This is a genomic window from Armatimonadota bacterium (assembly GCA_016869025.1).
Classification (GTDB): domain Bacteria; phylum Sysuimicrobiota; class Sysuimicrobiia; order Sysuimicrobiales; family Humicultoraceae; genus VGFA01.
The window spans coordinates 22,293-40,661 of the sequence record VGFA01000018.1 but is presented as its reverse complement, the minus strand read 5'-3'; the positions used below and the strand labels follow the sequence as shown (position 1 = coordinate 40,661).

At 66.4% G+C, this 18,369-nt stretch carries 14 protein-coding genes; 4 read left to right on the top strand and 10 right to left on the bottom strand.

The window, feature by feature from the left end; translation table 11 throughout:
* Positions 1-410: 410 nt before the first annotated feature.
* On the top strand, positions 411-2,690 hold the full coding sequence (locus tag FJX73_09710) for a DEAD/DEAH box helicase (protein ID MBM3471051.1): 2,280 nt from the start codon (positions 411-413) through the stop codon (positions 2,688-2,690).
* A complete protein-coding gene (locus FJX73_09705) occupies positions 2,659-3,843 on the top strand; it encodes a hypothetical protein (GenBank protein ID MBM3471050.1) in 1,185 nt (394 codons plus the stop codon). The genes FJX73_09710 and FJX73_09705 overlap by 32 nt, the downstream gene beginning before the upstream one ends.
* Here the strand turns inward: FJX73_09705 and FJX73_09700 are convergent.
* Both FJX73_09700 and FJX73_09695 read right to left on the bottom strand, forming a co-directional pair.
* Positions 3,840-4,727, bottom strand: a complete 888-nt coding sequence (locus FJX73_09700; protein MBM3471049.1) for a 2-hydroxy-3-oxopropionate reductase — start codon at positions 4,725-4,727, stop codon at positions 3,840-3,842. The two genes, FJX73_09705 and FJX73_09700, sit on opposite strands and share 4 nt — an antisense overlap.
* Before the next feature lie 25 nt (positions 4,728-4,752).
* The gene (locus FJX73_09695) at positions 4,753-5,541 is read right to left on the bottom strand and encodes a hydroxypyruvate isomerase family protein (protein ID MBM3471048.1); all 789 of its coding nucleotides are present in this window, start codon (positions 5,539-5,541) and stop codon (positions 4,753-4,755) included.
* Between the two features lie 140 nt (positions 5,542-5,681).
* Here FJX73_09695 and FJX73_09690 point away from each other — a divergent pair, with 140 nt between their 5' ends.
* Complete coding sequence (locus tag FJX73_09690; protein ID MBM3471047.1) at positions 5,682-6,737, top strand: hypothetical protein; 1,056 nt, start codon at positions 5,682-5,684, stop codon at positions 6,735-6,737.
* Positions 6,738-6,742: 5 nt separating this feature from the next.
* Positions 6,743-7,963 (top strand): 6-phosphofructokinase, encoded by a 1,221-nt coding sequence (locus tag FJX73_09685; GenBank protein MBM3471046.1) that lies wholly within the window; start codon positions 6,743-6,745, stop codon positions 7,961-7,963.
* Here the strand turns inward: FJX73_09685 and FJX73_09680 are convergent.
* The 8 genes from FJX73_09680 to FJX73_09645 form a co-directional block, all read right to left on the bottom strand.
* Positions 7,960-9,042: an ABC transporter ATP-binding protein gene (locus tag FJX73_09680; protein ID MBM3471045.1), complete on the bottom strand. Its 1,083-nt coding sequence runs from the start codon at positions 9,040-9,042 to the stop codon at positions 7,960-7,962. The two genes, FJX73_09685 and FJX73_09680, sit on opposite strands and share 4 nt — an antisense overlap.
* 21 nt (positions 9,043-9,063) lie before the next feature.
* Entirely contained in the window at positions 9,064-11,295 is a 2,232-nt protein-coding gene (locus FJX73_09675) for an iron ABC transporter permease (GenBank protein MBM3471044.1), read from the bottom strand.
* Positions 11,296-11,389: 94 nt separating this feature from the next.
* Positions 11,390-12,412 (bottom strand): ABC transporter substrate-binding protein, encoded by a 1,023-nt coding sequence (locus FJX73_09670; protein ID MBM3471043.1) that lies wholly within the window; start codon positions 12,410-12,412, stop codon positions 11,390-11,392.
* 145 nt (positions 12,413-12,557) lie between these two features.
* On the bottom strand, positions 12,558-13,580 hold the full coding sequence (locus FJX73_09665; protein MBM3471042.1) for an ABC transporter substrate-binding protein: 1,023 nt from the start codon (positions 13,578-13,580) through the stop codon (positions 12,558-12,560).
* A gap of 116 nt (positions 13,581-13,696) precedes the next feature.
* Positions 13,697-14,767, bottom strand: a complete 1,071-nt coding sequence (locus FJX73_09660; GenBank protein ID MBM3471041.1) for an ABC transporter ATP-binding protein — start codon at positions 14,765-14,767, stop codon at positions 13,697-13,699.
* 13 nt (positions 14,768-14,780) lie between these two features.
* Positions 14,781-16,424 (bottom strand): iron ABC transporter permease, encoded by a 1,644-nt coding sequence (locus tag FJX73_09655; GenBank protein ID MBM3471040.1) that lies wholly within the window; start codon positions 16,422-16,424, stop codon positions 14,781-14,783.
* A gap of 19 nt (positions 16,425-16,443) precedes the next feature.
* Entirely contained in the window at positions 16,444-17,499 is a 1,056-nt protein-coding gene (locus FJX73_09650; protein ID MBM3471039.1) for an ABC transporter substrate-binding protein, read from the bottom strand.
* A gap of 51 nt (positions 17,500-17,550) precedes the next feature.
* Complete coding sequence (locus FJX73_09645; protein ID MBM3471038.1) at positions 17,551-18,363, bottom strand: sugar phosphate isomerase/epimerase; 813 nt, start codon at positions 18,361-18,363, stop codon at positions 17,551-17,553.
* Between the last annotated feature and the right edge of the window lie 6 nt (positions 18,364-18,369).

The window sequence follows — 18,369 nt, the reverse complement described above, 5'->3', positions numbered from 1 at the left end:
GCAGCACGGAGGCCGAGCGCAACACCGTGCTGCGAGACTTGGGAGTTATACTAGCCGGGAGGGTTGTTGTTGTCAATAACCCGTGATGGTGCGACTGAACCCGAGGATTGCGGGGAATAACCCGTGTGATAACGCCGCATCTGGAGGCGAGATGACCTCAACCGTCAACAGATTGACGATCAGTCTGATTGGCCTTGCTATAGGATGGGTCCTGGCTCTGAAAGCCCTCAGCCATCTGGGAGCCTGGGTAACCCTTACCGCTTTGGCCTTCCTTGCCGCGATTGCTGTAGGTGTGCTCCGGGCCGCACGAGTCTAGCCCCCCAGCCCCGTCCCTGCCCCACATGGCCTCCTTGCGCAGAAGGAGGCCTGCCTGCCTGCCGTCGAACCTGTGTTCGTACCATGGTGACGGCATGACACTCGAGCAGATTCTGACCGCGCTGCGCACAGACCCCGCGTGGGCCCGGAACATCACCGCCTGGCATCTGGTCCCGGAGCGGCCAGGCCGGTACGAGCCGATCCCTGACGATGTGGACGGCCGATTGGCTTCGGCGCTTCGGGGCGCGGGCATCGAGCAGCTCTACACGCACCAGGCCCAGTCTTTCGAGATCGCCCGGTCGGGCCGGCACCTAGTTGTTGTCACGCCGACCGCGTCGGGCAAGACGCTCTGCTACAACCTGCCGGTTCTCAACGCGTTGCTGTCAGCCCCCCAGACACGTGCGCTCTACCTGTTTCCCACCAAGGCCCTCTCCATGGACCAGGTGGATGAGTTGCAGACCCTGGTCCGCGCGCTGAAAGCGGACATCAAGGCCGCTACCTACGACGGTGATACGCCTGGCGCGGCACGGCGGGCAATCAGGACCGCCGGCCACGTTGTCGTCACAAACCCCGACATGCTGCACGCGGCGATCCTGCCGCACCACACGAAGTGGCTGCGCTTGTTCGAGAACCTCCGCTACGTCGTCGTTGACGAGCTGCATACATATCGCGGCGTGTTCGGCAGCCACGTTGCCAACGTGCTGCGGCGGCTTCGGCGCATCTGCCGCTTCTACGGCAGCGCGCCCCAGGTGATCTTTACCTCGGCCACGATCGGCAACCCGAAGGAGCTTGCCGAGCGCCTGCTGGAAGAAGAGGTTGCGCTGGTGGACGATAACGGTGCACCATCGGGCCCCAAGGTGATCGCGTTCTACAATCCCCCGGTGATCAACCGCGAGCTGGGCATCCGCCGGGACGCGCTCTCCGAGGCCGGCAGGCTGGCCGGTGAGTTCATCCGTAATCGGATCCCGTTGATCGCGTTCGCGCGCAGCCGTCGTGCCTGTGAGCTCCTGACCGCACGGTTTCAGTCGGTTGCGGCCGGCCACCAGATCCCGCCGGAACGCATCGCCGGCTATCGCGCGGGCTACCTGCCGTCCGAGCGAAGGGCCATCGAGAAGGGGCTCCGGGACGGAAGCGTGCTGGCCGTTGCCGCCACCAACGCGCTGGAGCTCGGCATTGACATCGGCCGCCTGCAGGCGGCGCTGCTGGTCGGTTATCCCGGCACCGTGGCCTCAACCTGGCAGCAGGCGGGACGCGCAGGCCGCACGCAGGACCTTTCCGCGGCGATCCTGACCGCCACCAGCGACCCGCTCGATCAATACATCGTGCGGCATCCCGAGTACTTCTTCGGGCAGTCACCGGAGGCCGGACTGGTCAACCCCGACAACGTCTACATCCTGACCAGCCACGTACGCTGCGCGGCGTTCGAACTGCCCATCGAGAGCGGCGAGCGGTTCGGGCCGAGGACGCTGCCCGAGGTCCTGGACTACTTGGAGAAGCAGCGGATCGTGCACCGGGAAGATGATCGCTGGCACTACGTGGCCGACGCGTATCCGGCCCAAGACGTCTCGCTGCGCAGCGCCTCCACCGAGAACGTCGTGATCATTGACACCACGGATCCCGCGCCCCGGGTCGTGGGCGAGGTGGATCTGGCCAGCGCTCCAGGACTCGTGCACGAGGACGCGATCTACCTGCACCTGGGCCAGCAGTACCATGTGGACCGGCTCGAGTGGGAAGAACGAAAGGCATACGTCCACCGTGTAGATGTGGACTACTACACCACCGCCCAGATCGCGGTTGATATCCGGGTGCTGACCGAATTCGCCCCAGGACGGCCCCATACCGGGATGGTCTGCGGCGGCCCGGCCCACGGCGAGGTTGTGGTCACCTACCGGCCGACGATTTTCAAGAAGCTAACGCTCGAGCGGCACGAGAACGTGGGCTGGGGCCCGATCCACCTGCCCGAATCCACGCTGCACACCACGGCCTACTGGCTGGCGCTCCCCATACTGCCGGTGCCCCAACACGAACTGCAGGGGCTGCTGATAGGGCTCTCTCATTCCCTGGCGCATGTCGCCGCCCTGTTTCTGATGTGCGATCCGCGCGACCTTGGTCGCACATACGAGGTGCACTCGCCGCACGCCGACCGGCCGACGGTCTTCCTCTATGACGCCTTCCCAGGTGGGGTTGGCTTCGCGGAGCGGCTGTACAGGATGCACCACCAGGTGCTATCTGCCGCCCGCGATCTGATCGCGGCGTGCCCGTGCGACTCTGGCTGCCCATCGTGCGTCGGGCCGGTGCTGGAGGTAGGCAGCACCGGCAAGGCCCTCGCGCTGGAGGTCCTCGATGCCCGGCTCATCCCAGACGCTCGCCGATAGGCTGGCGATGATGGGGACCGTCGCCCGCTCGCCTGCGGCGCGGACGGACGGGTGGGATGGACCGGCCTTCGAGGTCCGCCGCAACAGGCGCGACGCCGGCGAGTTCTTCGGCCGGGAGCAGCCGCATCCGTCGGATGCGAGCGCCCTGTTTCTCGACACCGAGACCACGGGCTTGGCGGGTGGCACGGGCACCACGCCGTTCCTGGTGGGCCTGGCCTTCGTCGCGGGCGGCGAGGTGGTCACCGAGCAGTACTTCCTGCGACGCCTCTCCGGCGAGGCCGCCATGCTGGGCGCGTTGCGCGAGCGCCTGACCGCGGTGGAGACGCTCGTTACGTTCAACGGCCGGAGGTTCGACTGGCCGATCCTGGAAGCGCGTGGAATCATCAACCGGACGCCGCTGGAGGCCCCTCCCGAGCACCACGACCTGATCGGCGCGGCGCGGCGGTTGTGGCACCGGCCGTTGGGCACCTACCGGCTCTCGGCGATCGAGCGGCACGCGCTCGGCATTGATCGCGTGGATGACGTTGACGCGGCCCAGATCCCAGGGCTCTACCTCGACTACCTGCGTACCGGAGATGCCGAGTCGCTGGAGCCGGTTTTCGAGCACAACCGCCAGGACGTCCTCTGCCTGCTGCACCTGCGCCGGAAGGTGCGCCGGTGGGTGGAGGATGGCGTGGATCCTCCGCAGCCCGTGGACTGGGAAGGCCTGGGCGTGTTGCGGCTGCAGACGGCCGCTGCGACACTCGACGGCGACACGGCCAGCCGCGCCCTGATCGGAGACGCCGAGGCCGTGCTGCGTAGGGCCCTGGAGGCCGAGGACGACCCGGCCGCGCGCTGGCGCATCGCCTCGCGCCTGGCCCCTCTGTTGCGCCGCACGGAACGATGGCAGGAACTGCTGGCACTGTGGGAACACGCCGGCGTTCGCGGATCCTGGCGCGTCCGGACCCTGATCGAGGTCGCCAAGGTGCAGCAGTGGAGGCTGAAGCAGCCGGCCAGGGCCGCCGCCGCGCTGGAGGAAGCCATGACCGTGGCCGAATGGCTGGCAGCTACCGGCAACCCGATTGCGCCCGCCCTGGAGGACCAGGTGCGGGCGCGCCTGGTGCGACTACTGCAGGCAGCGGCACCCCGGGGCCGCCTGCGCCGGGGCCGCTAGTCCTCCAGCCCTGCCAGAGATTCGACGAACCTTGCAATCCCGGAATGATCAAGATCCTGGTGCCCCTGTGCCACGAGCGCTCCCAGCACCTCGTTCACCAGAGCGGTCGCCAGAAGGGGCACACCGTATGCCTTGCCCGAGGCCATCGCGATCCCCAGGTCCTTCTGGTGGAGTTTGATGCGGAAGCCCGGCGCGAAGTTGCGATCAATGATGCGCTGGCCGTGGAGGTCGAGGATCCGGCTCTGTGCGAATCCTCCCAACAGCGCTTGGCGAACCTTCGCCACGTCCACACCGGCCTTGCGGGCCAGCGTGAGCGCCTCGGCAACCGCCATTATCGTGATGCCGACAACGATCTGGTTGCAGGTCTTGGTGACCTGGCCGGAGCCGGGCTCTTCACCGATGTGCACGATGTTCTTGCCCATCGTCTGGAAGATGGGCAGCACCCGCTCGAATGTGGCGATGGGCCCTCCCACCATGATGGAGAGCGTCGCTTCGACAGCCCCTTTCTGCCCTCCGCTGACCGGTGCATCGAGCGCGGCCACACCTTTTGCCGCCAGGGCCTGAGCCACCTCGCGGCTGGCGAGCGGGGAGATGGTGCTCATGTCCAAAACGATCTGGCCGGCTCGCACGCCCTCGATCACCCCGTCAGGCCCGAGGATGACCTGGCGCACCTCCGGGGAATCGGGCAGCATCGTGATGATGATGTCGCTCTTCTCTGCCACCGCCCGCGGCGATCCCCCGTCGGTGGCCCCTGCCGCCACCAGCTCCTCCACCGCAGGTCGGCCAAGGTCATGGACGACCAGGGGATACCCGGCTTTGAGCAGGTGTAGTGACATCGGCCTGCCCATGATCCCCAGCCCAATGAATCCAATCCGTTCTGCCATCGCGTTGCCTCCTTCTCGGATCCTGCTAGGAGCGCGTGTAGCCCAGATCCTCAATCCAACCGAATGACTCATCGGTGGTGCCGGCAGGCCTGTACTCCAGCCCGACGTCGCCCGCATAGTCGGTACGGTCGAGCACCCGGAAGAGGTAGCCGAAGTTTATCTCCCCTGTGCCTGGCTGATTGCGGTCAGGGGAATCCGCCACCTGGATGTGGCCGATCCGGCCGATGTTGTTCCGGAGCGTATGGGCTAGGTTGCCCTCCATGCGCTGCGCGTGGTAGACGTCGAACTGCACCTTGAGGTTGGCGGCGCCGACCGCTTCTTGAAGCTGGAACGCCTCGGAGGTCGTGCGCAGGAAGAACCCGGGGATGTCGAACGTGTTGACCGGCTCGGCCAGGAGGACCAGCCCTACCTCCTCGAAGGCCGCGGCCGCGCTCTTGAGGTTGTCCACCAGGCACGCCCACTGCTCGGCCAGCGGCACGTCCTCCATCTGCTTTCCCACAAGGCAGTTGACGCGCGGGCACCCCAGGCGTCGGGCGACCTCAACGGCCAGGCGAACGCCCTCCCTGAACTCGCCGCGCCGTCCCGGATCCACCGCGATGCCGCGCTCACCGGCGGCCCAGTCGCCGGCGGGGAGGTTGAACAGCGCCTGCCGGAGCTTCAGGCGGCGCAACTCGCCGGCGATGGCATCTATGTCCTCGACATAGGGGAACATGTACTCGACCGCGCCGAATCCAGCGCGGGCAGCGGCATCAAACCGGGAAATGAAGGGACGATCTGACCACAGAAACGTGAGGTTTGCGGCAAAGCGCGGCATGGCACCTCCTCGACTACGGGCTTTTTCCCCTCACAGTATACGGCCCTGTTCGCTCCCGGCAACTGCATCCGTGGCAGGGGAACGGACCCGCGCGCGAGAAGCGCAATGGTAACAGGGTTCAGTGAGCAGGAGGGATGGAAATGTCGGCGGCGGTCTACGATATCGGCTCTTACGTCTTCTCGCCCGAGAAGTTCTTCCCCGCGAGCTTGTTCGACCGCATCACGGAGCTGCGGATCACCAGGCCCGGGATCGTGCAGCATGAAGCCGAACTGCGGCAGAAGCGCGCGCAACTGACCACCGGCGGCCGGCTGGTCATCCTGGCGGCAGACCACCCGGCCCGCAGCGTGGCCGGGGTCGGGGATGACCCCATAGCAATGGGCAACCGGTGGGGACTGCTGAGCAGGATCCTTCGCGTCGTGACCGCGCCTGACGCCGACGGCCTGATGGCCACACCGGACATCATGGAGGAGATGTTCATCGTCAGCCACATGGTCAGGGAGATGGGCGGCCCCTCGTTCCTGGACAACAAGGTGCTGCTGGGCTGCATGAACCGGGGCGGGCTCGCCGGGGCAGCGTTTGAGATGGACGACCGGATGACCGCCTTCACGCCAGAGCGGATCGCGGAGTTGCGCCTCGACGGCGCCAAACTGATGTTCCGCCTGGAACCCTCGGAGCCGGCCTCCGGATGGACGATTGACTACTGCGTGAAGGCGCTCGACCGGTTGTACGACCTGAGCATCCCCGCATTCCTGGAATGCCTGGCCGTGCAGAAGAGCGAAGGCAAGTACAAGATGCTCAAGCAGGCACCGGAGCTGGTCAAGGTCATAGGCGTCGCGTCGGGAATGGGCAAGTCGTCACTGGGAACGTGGCTGAAGATCCCCTACTGCGAACATTACGAGCTCATCGCTCGGGCAACCACCTGTCCCATCCTCATGCTGGGCGGCGAATCCAAGGGCGATCCCACCGGCATTTTCACCGAGTTCGCCTCCGGGATGCGCGCCGGCGCAACGATCCGCGGCGCGCTCGTGGGCCGCAATGTGACCTTCCCTGGCCGAGATGATCCCCGGGCCGTGGCGCACGGGGTGGCAGGGATCGTGCACCGCGGATGGGACGCGGCGCAGGCGACCTCGGCCGCGCCCGCGGCACGCGACCGTGATGCCGACTTCTTCACGCGACTGCTGGGTCAGGCGAGGTAGCAGCCATGGAACCACTGCGTGGAAACCTGGTTGTCGGGCAGTCCGGAGGCCCCACCGCGGTTATCAACAGCAGTCTCTCGGGTGTGGTCCTCGAGGCGCTCGAGCACGACGCGATCGAGGAAATCTACGGGATGGTGCACGGCGTCGAGGGGCTCCTGGAGGAGGAGTTGATAGACCTGGGGCGCCAGAGCGCCGCCACGATTGCCGGTCTGCGCTCCACCCCATCGGCGGCCCTGGGGTCGTGCCGGCACAAACTGCGCGACGCCGATTACGAGAAGATCCTGCGGGTGCTCGAAGCCCACGGGGTTCGCTACTTCGTCTACATAGGCGGCAACGACTCGGCCGATACCGCCTGGCGCCTGGGACGCCTGGCGGCCGACCGGGGGTACGAGATGCGCGTGATGAGCGTCCCAAAGACGATTGACAACGACCTGGTCTCTACCGACCACTGCCCGGGCTACGGCAGCGTCGCCCGGTGGCTGGCCACAGCCGTCCGCGACGCCGGGCTCGACACCGAGGCGATTGGCGTCGTTGACACGATCAAGGTCATCGAGACCATGGGCCGCAACACCGGCTGGATCACCGCGGCCACCGCGCTGGCCCGCGACCACGCCGATGCCGCGCCTCACCTGATCTACCTGCCGGAGCGGCCGTTCGTGCGCGACCGTTTCCTCTCCGACGTGGACCGCGTCTACAAGAAGCTCGGCTACGCGGTAATCACCGTCTGTGAGGGCCTGAAGGACGATCGGGGCGAATATCTCTCGGCCAGCGGCAAGACAGTTGACGTGGACCGTTTTGGCCACAAGCAGCTCGGCGGCGCCGCGGCCGTGCTCTGCGACATCGTCGCCGAAGGGCTCGGCATCAAGGCAAGGTGGGATAAGCCCGGTACGATCCAGCGGGTCTCAATGCTGGCGGCATCACCCGTTGACCTCGAGGAGGCGCACCAGGTGGGCCGCGCCGCGGTTCGCCACGCGGTCGAGGGTCGGGATGGGGCGATGGTCACGCTGGTGCGCGAATCGTCGGAGCCCTACCGATGGGCCACCGGACTGGCGCCGCTCGAACGCATCGCCAACGCCGAGAGGAAGGTCCCGGACGAGTTCATAGCGCCGGAGGGCAACGACGTCACCGAAGCGTTCCTGGCCTACGCCAGACCTCTGATCGGCCCTGCGCTGCCGCCGTACGCGCGACTGAACATGACGCGCGTGGCCAGGCGCACCGGCACCTAGGCGCCCGGGGGCAGCAGGTAGAGGGCCTCAGGCGAGAACAGCAGTCTGACCTCTGTCCCCATCGGGTGAATCCGGTCCACGCTGCGCGGGTCGGCCACGCTGACTTCCCCGGCCTCTGTCTCGATGAGGTAGTCGGCGTAGGTACCCATGAAGAACGCGGTCTGCACGCGACCGGGAAGGCCGTCTCCCCCGACCCCGATCTGAACGGACTCCGGCCGCACCATGAGCGTGGCCGCACCCGCGGCCACGCCCGGCTGCTGATAGGGGAACCGGTAGCCGCCCACACGCACGGCTCCGTCCTCGACAAGCGCTGGCAGCAGGTTCGCCTCCCCGATGAAGTCCGCCACAAACCTGGAGGCCGGCCGCCGGTACAGGTCGGTCGGAGTCCCGATCTGTTCGATGTGTCCCTGGTTCATGACCACCACGATGTCGGAGATCGCCAGGGCCTCAGACTGATCGTGCGTTACGTAGATGCTCGTAATCCCGAGGTCTTGCTGCAGCATGCGGATGTCGGCGCGGACGCGCTTGCGGAGCTTGGCGTCCAGGTTGGAAAGCGGCTCGTCAAAGAGCAGCACTTTTGGCTGCATCACGAGCGCCCGGGCCAGCGCCACGCGCTGCTGCTGGCCGCCTGAGAGCTGCGCCGGCGCACGGCGCTCCAGGCCCGGCAGTCCGACCAGGCTCATCGCCTCGCCGACGCGGTGGCGGATCTCCTCCTGGGGGCGGCGCATCACCCGAAGGCCGTAGGCGATGTTCTCGAAGACCGTGAGGTGAGGGAACAGGGCGTATGCCTGAAACACCATCGTCACGCTGCGGTTGGCAGCAGGCAGCGGGGTCACGTCCTCGTCGCCGATGTAGACCCGCCCCTCAGTCGGCCACTCGAGGCCCGCGATCATCCGCAGGGCCGTTGTCTTCCCGCAGCCCGAGGGCCCCAGCAGCGTCACCAGATTGCCTGCCGGAACTTCCAGCGTCACGTCATCCACGGCCAGGACTGTCCCGAAACGCTTGGTGACGCGCTCGAAACGGACCGGGGACGCCTCCTTGTGCAGAACCTGCTTCAGTTGCGTAGCCGAAACCGCCATCTCTGTCTACACCTCGGCTTCCTAGGGCTTGGCCTGCGCTCCGCGCCCAGCCCGTGCGTCTATCCGCGTCGTAAGCGAGTACATGATCATGATCACAACGGCCATGAATACGACCAGAACCGACGAAAGCGCCGCGGCCCTACCCATGCTGCCGTGCTCAACGTATGACAGGATGAGAGCCGTGCTCAGGTTCACCTTTGGGGTCACCAGGAATATGACCTGGCTGACGGCCGTCATCGCCCGGACAAACGCGAAGACGAGCCCGGAAAGCAGTGCCGCCTGAACGAGTGGGGCGACCACGCGCCGCAGCGTCGTTACCGAGCCAGCCCGCAGCATCGTCGAGCACTCCTCCAACGAGCGGTCTATCTGGTGGATGGCCGCCACCCCGGAGCGGATCGCCACCGGCATGTTCCGGAAGACGAAGGCCAGGATGATTATCAGTTCAGTTCCCGTCAACAGGAGGACCCCCGTATTGAAGGCCAGGATGTAGCCGATCCCCATCACGGTGCCGGGCACCGCGAACGAGAGCATCGAGGAGAACTCCAGCGCCCGCCTCCCCGGGAACGAGTAGCGCGTGACCAGGTAGCCGATGAGGAATCCCAGCGCGGTGGAAGGCAGCGCGGCAATGAGCGACAGTGAGGCCGTGGTCCGAAAGACGTGCCAGCCCGAGGGGGACAGCCCCTTCACGTGCGCGAGCGTGAAGGTGTAGTCAAACCCCCAGAGCTTGGTCACGCTGCCGACAAAGATCGAACCGTAGAGCAGCACAATCAGCAGCACCCAGACCAGAAACACGCCGGTGACGGCGTAGTCCAAGGCCGGGGGCAGTTTGCGCGGCGTGGCATGGGTGGGCCGGCCTGTAACCGTCACGTAGAACCGCTCGCCCACCCAGTACCTCTGAACAAGGAAGATCGCCAGCGTCATGCTCAGCAGCACAACCCCGAACACAGCGGCCTCATTGGGGTTGTAGCGGCCGATGATGGCGTAGAACACCTCTGTCGCCAGGTATGGCTTGCCGCCACCGATCACTACGGGGTTGCCGAAGTCGGCCAGACTCTCGATCACCGTCAGCAGGAAGGCGTTCGCGATCCCCGGGCGCGCCAGCGGCCAGATAACCGTCCGCAGCGTGTACCAGTTGGAGGCCCCCAGCGTCTCGGAGGCCTCCTCGAGGGCTATGTCCATGGCGCGCACAACACCCTGTAGCAGAAGGAAGGCGATGGGCGTGTATGCCAGGATCTGGGCGATTGACAGCCCTAGCAGCCCGGAGAAGACGGTGGTTGACAGCCCGAGCACGGAGTGCGTGACGAATCCCTGCCGTCCGAACAGGTAGACCATGGCCAGGCCCAGGACGAACGGCGGGGTAATAATAGGAAGGATCGAGACCGGCCCCAGCAGCCGCCGCGTGGGGAGTTGGGATCGCTCGGCCAGCAGCGCGAACAGGAACCCCAAACCGGTGGAGGCAACGCCCACGACCGCAGCCAGCAGAACGCTGTTGCGCACCGCTCCAAATCCCAGGTAGAGGGCCGCGAGCAACAACCCGGTGATGCCGCTGCCTGCCACCCACACGACCACGGCGCGGATCTTCCTGGTAAGCACCGCCGCCACAAACCCGGCGACCGCAGCGACCACGGCTCCGAACGTCGCGGCGATGCGCATCTCGTCCCGGGGCGTGAGCGGGTTGTTCACCATCAGGAAGTTCGGCGATTGGAAGACCGTGCCGAACATCTCAAGCGTCAGCCGCCCCTTGACCACCACGCTCGCCTGCAGCACGGCCCACAGCGGGTACAGGATGAAGAGCACGACGAATACCGCGACCCAGACTATGCTCGCCGCGATGAATGCATCGGCGCGCAGGTAGCCGCTCAGCGACAGCCCGGTTCCAACCAGCGAAAGAAAGCATAGAAACATCACTACCGGCGCCGGACCCATCGGCTGGCCGTGACCCGCGAGGGCAAGCGCGACCAGAGTGCACCCTGCGGCGGCCGTGACGAGCGCCAGCTGGCCGCGGCGGTAGAGCGGCAGCCTCAGCATGCCCAGGATGGCGGAAAGGAGCGCACAAACCAGGGCCGCGGCCACGGCCGGCTCAGAGCCCAGCAGCCCGATCCCCGCCGTTCCCGAGACGAAGACGGAAAGATCCCGGCCGGTCCTGAACCAGGGGAGCAACAGGCCGCCGGCTAGTGCCAGCCCTCCCCAGGCCAGAAGCGTCATGCTCGGCGCGTGCGCGGGGCGGGTGATCGCGATCGTGGAGCTGGTCATCAGGCCTCCTCCGTGGAAATGGCGCGCGGACGCCTCTGTTGGAATAGCAGGTGGGTGGACTCCTTCCACCCACCTGCCGAGCGCAACCTGCGGCCTACTTGGGTAGCGGGAAGACCTCCTTCAGCCAGCGATCAATCAGGCGGTCTCGCACGTCGGATCTGCCGAACTTGACGAAGTCGTACTTGATGACGTTGAAATCCTGGAAGCGCGGCGAGACACGCGGCACGGGTGTCCTGGAGTTCGAGGGGAGCTGGTAGGACTCGGCGAGATCACCAGCCAGTCGCTGGGCCTCTGGGGTTAGCGCCCACTCGATGAACGTGATCCCGTTGGCGCGGTTGGGCGCGCCCTTCACCAAACTGATTCCGCCGATCTCGTAGCCGGTCCCGTCACGCGCCGAGCCGTAGGTGATGGGGAATCCCCGCAGGATCTGCATGACCGAGTCGTGATTGAACGTGATGCCGATCGCTATCTCGCCCCGGCCGGTCAGCACTCCCGGAGCGGCCCCGGCCCTGGTGTACTCGGCGACGTTGCGGTGGACCCGCTTGAGTATCTCGAACGTCTCCTTCTCACCGTACACCTGCACCATCGTCGCAAGCATCGTGTACCCCGTGCCTGAAGTCGAGGGGTTCGCGTAGGCCACCAGCCCCCTGTAGTGGGGCTCGGCCAGGTCCCTCCAGGTGCGGGGCTCGGGCAGGTTCTTCTCGCGCAGCAACCTGGGGCTCAGCGCCCATCCCAGGACCCCGGCGTAGAGTGGGATGTACTTGCCGGCGACGGCATCGCGCAACTCGGGCCTCAACTCGTCCCAGTTGCGCGGCCGGAAAGACTCGGTCAACCCCTCTTCGTTTGCCACGAAGTGGGGGTCGCCTGTCCCGCCGAACCACACATCGAAGACCGGATTGGCCCGCTCGGCACGCAGCCGCACCAGCACCTCGCCGGTGCTCATGCGCACGAAGTCGAACGCGATGCCCGTGGCGCGCGGGAAATGCGCCTTGAGGACATCGCACCACTCGACAGCCGCACTACAGATCACGGTTACCCTACCAGGCGCCGGCCCGGCGTGGACGATGCCCAAGCCTGCCAGCGCGAGCATCAATCCTGACAGCAAGAACCGTCTCATCGGCTACACCTCCTTCAGCGCCAGTATAGCAGCGCGGTTCACCCCCCAGCCCTCAGCCCACGCCCGGTCGCGCCACCAAGCCTCCTCTGTGGAAAAGGCGCGCGGTCGCTGCTGTCGGGATGGCCTGCGGAGCGCAGCCGGCGGCCTACTTGGGCAGCGGGAAGACCTCCTTCAGCCAGCGATCGAGCAGCTTGTCTCGCACGTCGGCCCTGCCGAACCTGACGAAGTCGTACTTGATGACATTGAAGTCCTGGAAGCGCGGCGAGACCCTGGGTATGGGAGACTTCGCGTTGGAGGGAATCTGGTACGACTCACCGGCCTCGCTCGCGAGGCGCTGCGCCTCCGGGCTCAGCGCCCACTCGATGAACGCGATCCCGTTTGCACGGCTGGGCGCCCCCTTGATCAAGCTGATACCGCCTATCTCGTAACCGGTCCCATCGCGCGCCGAACCATACGTGATCGGGAACCCCCGCAGGATCTGCACCACCGAGTCGTGGTTGAACGTCACGCCGATCGCGACCTCGCCGCGCCCAGTCAGGACGCCCGGCGCCGCGCCGGCACGCGTGTACTCCGCCACGTTGGGGTGGATCCGCTTCAGCACCTCGAAGGCCTCGCGCTCGCCGTAGAGCTGGACCATGGTCGCCACCATCGTGTAGGCGGTCCCTGAGGTGGTGGGGTTAGGGTAGGCCACGAGGCCCTTGTAGCGTGGGTCGGCCAAGTCCTTCCACGTGCGGGGCTCAGGCAGGTTCTTGTCGCGGAGCAGCTTCGGGTTGAGCGCCCAGCCAAGGATGCCGGCGTACAGCGGGATGTACTTGCCCGCGACGGCGTCGCGGAACTCGGGCCGCAGGTCGTCCCAGTTGCGTGGCTTGAAGAACTCGGTCAGTCCCTCCTCGTTGGCGACGAAGTGCGGATCGCCGGTACCTCCGAACCACGCGTCGAACGTGGGGTTCGCCTTCTCGGCACGCAGGCGGGTGAGAGCCTCACCGGCGCTCATCCGCACGAAGTCGAGCGTGATCCCAGTGGCCCGCGGGAACTGGGCCTTGAGGGCGTCGCACCACTCGACGGCCGGGCTGCACAGCACGGCAACCCGACCGGCCGCCGGCCCGGCGTGGGCGATGTTCAGGCCTGCCAGCGCAACTACCAGCACTGCCAACAACAGTCGCTTCATCACTATACCCCCTTGCGCGATCTTTCTATGCCCACCGATCCCTCCTGTAAAGCTTCGTGCCCAAGCCTCCGCAGACCTGTCTATTTCGGCCTGCTCGATCCATGAAACCGTTCAGCCTAGCGCTGCTCAAGGACGTGGATACGCTCTCCGGGGATCTGCAGGACGACCTCCCCCGCCAGCAGCTTTCTCGGGACCGGCATGTGCACGTCGACGACCCACTCGGTCCCCATGGCCTCGATCCAGTAGCGGGCCAGACTGCCCATGAAGCTGCTGGCGGTGACCACGCCGCGCAGGACGTTCTTTCCCTCCAGGGATACGCCCGGTTCCAGGAGGCGCACTGCCTCGGGCCTGATCGCGAGCAGCACAGCGCTGCCGGCACGCAGATCCCTGGTCCCCATCTCGAGGACAGCACCCCCGGCCTCGACCCCTGCGGCGCCGCCGTCCCGGACGACGCGGCCCTCGACGAAGTTGGCAATGCCGACGAAGTCTGCCACGAACCTCGACGCGGGCGTGTAGTAGACCTCGTAGGGCGTGCCCACCTGGACGATGCGGCCCGCGGCCATAACCGCGATCGTGTCCGAGATCGAGAGCGCTTCCTCCTGGTCGTGGGTCACGTAGATCGTGGTCTTGCCCAACTGCTGCTGGATCTGCCTGATCTCCGTCCTCACCCTGATGCGGAGCTTGGCATCCAGGTTGCTGAGCGGCTCGTCGAGCAAGAGGACTTCGGGCTCGACGATCAGGGCTCTGGCGAGCGCCACGCGCTGCTGCTGACCGCCCGAGAGCTGGAGCGGCCACTTGCGCTCCATACCCGCGAGCCCGAGCAGGCGCGCCGTCTCCTCGACCCGCCGGGAGATCTCGGCGTTCGGCTGGCCGCGCATCCGCAGGCCGTAGGCGATGTTCTCGAAAACGGTCATGTGCGGGAACAGCGCGAAGTCCTGGAAGACCATGGCCGTGTTGCGCTGGTCCGGGGGAAGGTCGTTGATCCGCCTGCCACCGATCCTCATCTCACCCTCGTCCGGGTCGTAGAACCCGGCGATCAGACGCAACGTCGTGGTCTTCCCGCACCCGGACGGGCCGAGCAGCGTCACAAACGATCCCTCGGGTACGGCCAGGTCAACGCCGCCCACCGCTGTGACGTCGCCAAACCGCTTCTTCAGCCCGCTCAGTTCCACGTGGATGCTCGTCATCGTGTCCCTGCCTCTATAGATCAAACAGCTGCACGCGCCGGCCGGCAACGAGGCGTAGCGCGCCCAGCGCCAGCAGCGCCACTGCGATTAGCGAGAACGCGAGCGCCGTGGCCTGCGACCAGTAGCCGTGATCGGCCAGGCCCAGGATCGAAGCCGATGCGACCACCTTTCCGGGCGTCATCAGGAAGACGACCGCGCTGAGCGTGTTGATTGACTTGACGAACGAGTATATGAAGCTCCCGGCGAAGGCGTATCTGAGCAGGGGAAGCATGATCCTGGCGAACGTCTTCAGGCTCGACGCTCCGAGGTTGCGCGAGGCCCACTCGATCGAGGTGTCAATCTGGTGCAGCGACGCCACCGATAGCCGGTATCCCACCGGCAGGGTCCGCACGGCCATGGCGGCGACGATTATCGTCGCGGTGCCGACGAGCTCGATCGGGGGCTGATTGAACGCCAGCACGAACCCTATGCCGACCAGCGTCCCCGGGAGCGCCACGGGCAGGAGCGTCAGGAAGTCCAGCGCCCCCCGGCCCGGGAACGACTTGCGCTGCGTGAGGTAGGCCGTTACCGTGGCCGCGACCGCCGTAATAGCCCCTGCCATCGCGCCGAAGCGCACGCTGTTGTACAGGTCTCGCTGCCTGAAGAGGGTGTACTGGAAGTTCTTGAGCGTGAACGTCCAATCCACACCCCAGACCTGCACGAACGCCCCTGCGGCGATGACGAGGTAGACCGAGAGGACGATCATCGCCACGAGCAGGCACGCCGCGAACAGGATCCACCTCACCGGCCCTGAGACGCGGAGCGGCGTAAGGCCTGTCGGCCTTCCCGTGACCGTGGTGTACGCCCGGGCGCCGACCCAGTAGCGCTGCGCCAGGAAGAAGCCCAGTGCCGGAACCAGCAGCACGGTGCAGAGCACCGCCGCCATCTCCATGTTGTACCGACCGATCACCTGCAGGTATGCCTCGGTCGCGAGCACATAGAAGTCGCCGCCCAGCAGCATCGGATTCCCGAAGTCAGCAAGGATGAAGATGCTCACGAGTAGCGCGGCGCTCGCCAGGCCGGGCGTCGCCAGGGGCACCGCTATCGTCCTGAACACGGCGAAGCGGCGTGCGCCGAGGTTGTGGGCGGCCAGCTCCAGCGAGGGGCTGATGGCCCGCAGCACGCCTGCGACCCCAAGGTAGGCGATCGGGAAGAACGAAAGGGTCTGGGCGAACCACAGGCCGTGCCAGCCGTAAGGATTGTACGTCAGGCCCAACAGCCCGTGGGTGATGAGTCCCCTTCGCCCAAACAGCAGTATGGTCGCGAGCCCGGTGACGAAGGGCGGCGAGACGAGCGGCAGCAGGGCTACTGTCCGGAACAGCCCCTTTGCCGGGATGTCCGCCCGCACGATCGCATACGCGTAGAGAAAGCCCACGGCCATGGCAGAACTCGTGGAAAGCACTGCCATGAGCAGGCTGTTGCGGGTCGCTCGCACAAACGCCTCGCGCTGGAAGTACGCCAGCCAGTGCTCGGCCGACGGGACGCTCAGGACCCGGATGACCGGCAGGAGCACAAAGAGAACGAGAAGGGCGGCAACGGCCACCAGCACAGCGAGCAGCGCAGGCTCGCGCAGGAGCCATCGGACCTCTCTGACTCGCAGTCCAGCAGCCGTCAGCAAGTGCTATACCGCATCCGGCCTATCTCCTGAACTTGGAATCCCAGATCCGGAGAAGGGCATCCCGGTGCTGGGCCACCCACCAGAGATCGTACCCCTTCAAGAGCCGGATCTCCGTGATCGGGATCGCGCCCTTCGGCACCGGGACGTCCGAGCGCACCGAGATACGCAGCGAGATGTCCGAGTGCAGCTTGCCCGCGTCCTTGCCGAGCTGCCAGTCAATGAACTTCCTGGCGCCGGCGGTGTTCGGGCCCCCCTTGATTATGGATACACCGCCGACCTCCCAGCCGGTGTCGGGCGGATAGACGATGTACAAGGGATGCCCTTCGGAGATCGGCTTGAGGATATCGTGGCCGAAGGTGATCCCAATCAGGAACTCGCCGACCGCGGACATGCGGGCGGGTGCTGCGCCGCTCCTCGTGTAGTGGTTCACGTTCTTGTCGAGATCCTCGAGATACTTCCATCCACGATCTGCGCCGAGACGCAGGACGTGGGCGGCGATGAACGTCATAGCCGTGCCCGAGGTGAACGGGTTGGCCACCACGATCTCGCCCTTGTAGGCGGGATGCAGCAGGTCCTCCCACTTCTTAGGGTAGTCGAGCCCCTTTGGCCGCATCTCCCTCTCGAACCGCGTCTTGTTCACGGCGATCGCAAGCGCCCCGATGTAGAAGCCGTGCCAGCGGTCCTTGGGATCGCGGAACCGGGGGCCGATGAACTTGTGCTCAGGCGACCTGTGCGGCTCCAGCAGGCCTTCAGCGGCCAGCACCTCATGCCCGTCCGCCGGACCGCCCAGATGGATGTCGCCCTTGGGCGAGGCACGCTCGGCCCTGATCCTCGCCACAAGCTCGCCGGAGGACGCGCGGATGAACTCCGCGCGGACGCCTGTCGTCCGCGTGAAGGAGTCCAGCATCGCGGCGATCTCCGTCTCGTGGAGCGAGCTGTAGACCATTATCCTCGCCGGTTGGGCCCCCAGAGGCGCAACCGACACTGCCAGAACGACGAGCGCAGTGGCTATGACAGCGATTCGCACACGCATCAGCCTCCTCGTCAGTCCGGGTTGTGGACCGTGCCGTGCCATCGGTATGTGCTTCGACTGTCCCCTCTCCGTGCCTCCGCTCGGGCTTGTCGGCTAAGCGCCGCCGGCGACGATCGGCCGCATGAAACTCTCGACCTGTCTGGCCGCGGTCTCCGGATCCGGCCTGGGAAGAATCTCCGCCGAAAGGAACCCTTCGTAGCCGCACTGCCTGAGCGCGTTGACGATGGACGGGAAATCCAGGTGCCCAAGCCCAGGCGCCCAGCGGTTGCTGTCGGCCACGTGCACGTGCCACAGCCGCGGCCCGGCGGCAGCCAGGGCGCCCCCGATCGTGACTTCCTCGATGTTCATGTGGAAGGTGTCGGCCAGCACCCCCAGGTGTGGGGCACCGGACGCGCCGATCACCTCAAGGGTCTCCTCCACGGTCACCAGGAAGTCGGTCTCGTAGCGGTTGATCGGCTCGATGACCAGCCGGACGCCTGCGGACGCGGCCGCGTCCAGGACCGGGCCGATGCCCTCCAGGAACCGGGAGGCCGTGGCCGCTTGCCCGCCCTCGGCCCGCCCACGGATGAGCCCAATGATGACCAAACTGTCCAGCCGGGCCGCAAGGCGAACGTGCCCCAGGAGCCGTGTGGCTGCTGCCAGGCGCACCCCGGCGTCCGCACTTGACAGACTCAACCCATCCCGCAGGAACGCCTGCCCGGTCCCGATGGCGGGCACCGCGAGGTTCGCGTTGCGCACCACGGCCTCGATCCGGCCCGCATCAACCACCGCGGCATCACGGATCGCCAGTTCCGCGCCGTCGAATCCAAGGGCGGCCAGGCGGGCAACGCCCGCCTCCCAGCCGCCCCGGATCGCCACGGCGTCGAAGGCCGTCTCCTCCACGGAGACGACGAGACTAAGTCTCATGCGCCC

Coding starts and splice junctions, on each gene's coding strand:
- FJX73_09710 (MBM3471051.1), top strand. CDS start 411: ATGACACTCGAGCAGATTCTGACCGCGCTGCGCACAGACCCCGCGTGG.
- FJX73_09705 (MBM3471050.1), top strand. CDS start 2,659: ATGCCCGGCTCATCCCAGACGCTCGCCGATAGGCTGGCGATGATGGGG.
- FJX73_09700 (MBM3471049.1), bottom strand. CDS start 4,727: ATGGCAGAACGGATTGGATTCATTGGGCTGGGGATCATGGGCAGGCCG.
- FJX73_09695 (MBM3471048.1), bottom strand. CDS start 5,541: ATGCCGCGCTTTGCCGCAAACCTCACGTTTCTGTGGTCAGATCGTCCC.
- FJX73_09690 (MBM3471047.1), top strand. CDS start 5,682: ATGTCGGCGGCGGTCTACGATATCGGCTCTTACGTCTTCTCGCCCGAG.
- FJX73_09685 (MBM3471046.1), top strand. CDS start 6,743: ATGGAACCACTGCGTGGAAACCTGGTTGTCGGGCAGTCCGGAGGCCCC.
- FJX73_09680 (MBM3471045.1), bottom strand. CDS start 9,042: ATGGCGGTTTCGGCTACGCAACTGAAGCAGGTTCTGCACAAGGAGGCG.
- FJX73_09675 (MBM3471044.1), bottom strand. CDS start 11,295: ATGACCAGCTCCACGATCGCGATCACCCGCCCCGCGCACGCGCCGAGC.
- FJX73_09670 (MBM3471043.1), bottom strand. CDS start 12,412: ATGAGACGGTTCTTGCTGTCAGGATTGATGCTCGCGCTGGCAGGCTTG.
- FJX73_09665 (MBM3471042.1), bottom strand. CDS start 13,580: ATGAAGCGACTGTTGTTGGCAGTGCTGGTAGTTGCGCTGGCAGGCCTG.
- FJX73_09660 (MBM3471041.1), bottom strand. CDS start 14,767: ATGACGAGCATCCACGTGGAACTGAGCGGGCTGAAGAAGCGGTTTGGC.
- FJX73_09650 (MBM3471039.1), bottom strand. CDS start 17,499: ATGGCACGGCACGGTCCACAACCCGGACTGACGAGGAGGCTGATGCGT.
- FJX73_09645 (MBM3471038.1), bottom strand. CDS start 18,363: ATGAGACTTAGTCTCGTCGTCTCCGTGGAGGAGACGGCCTTCGACGCC.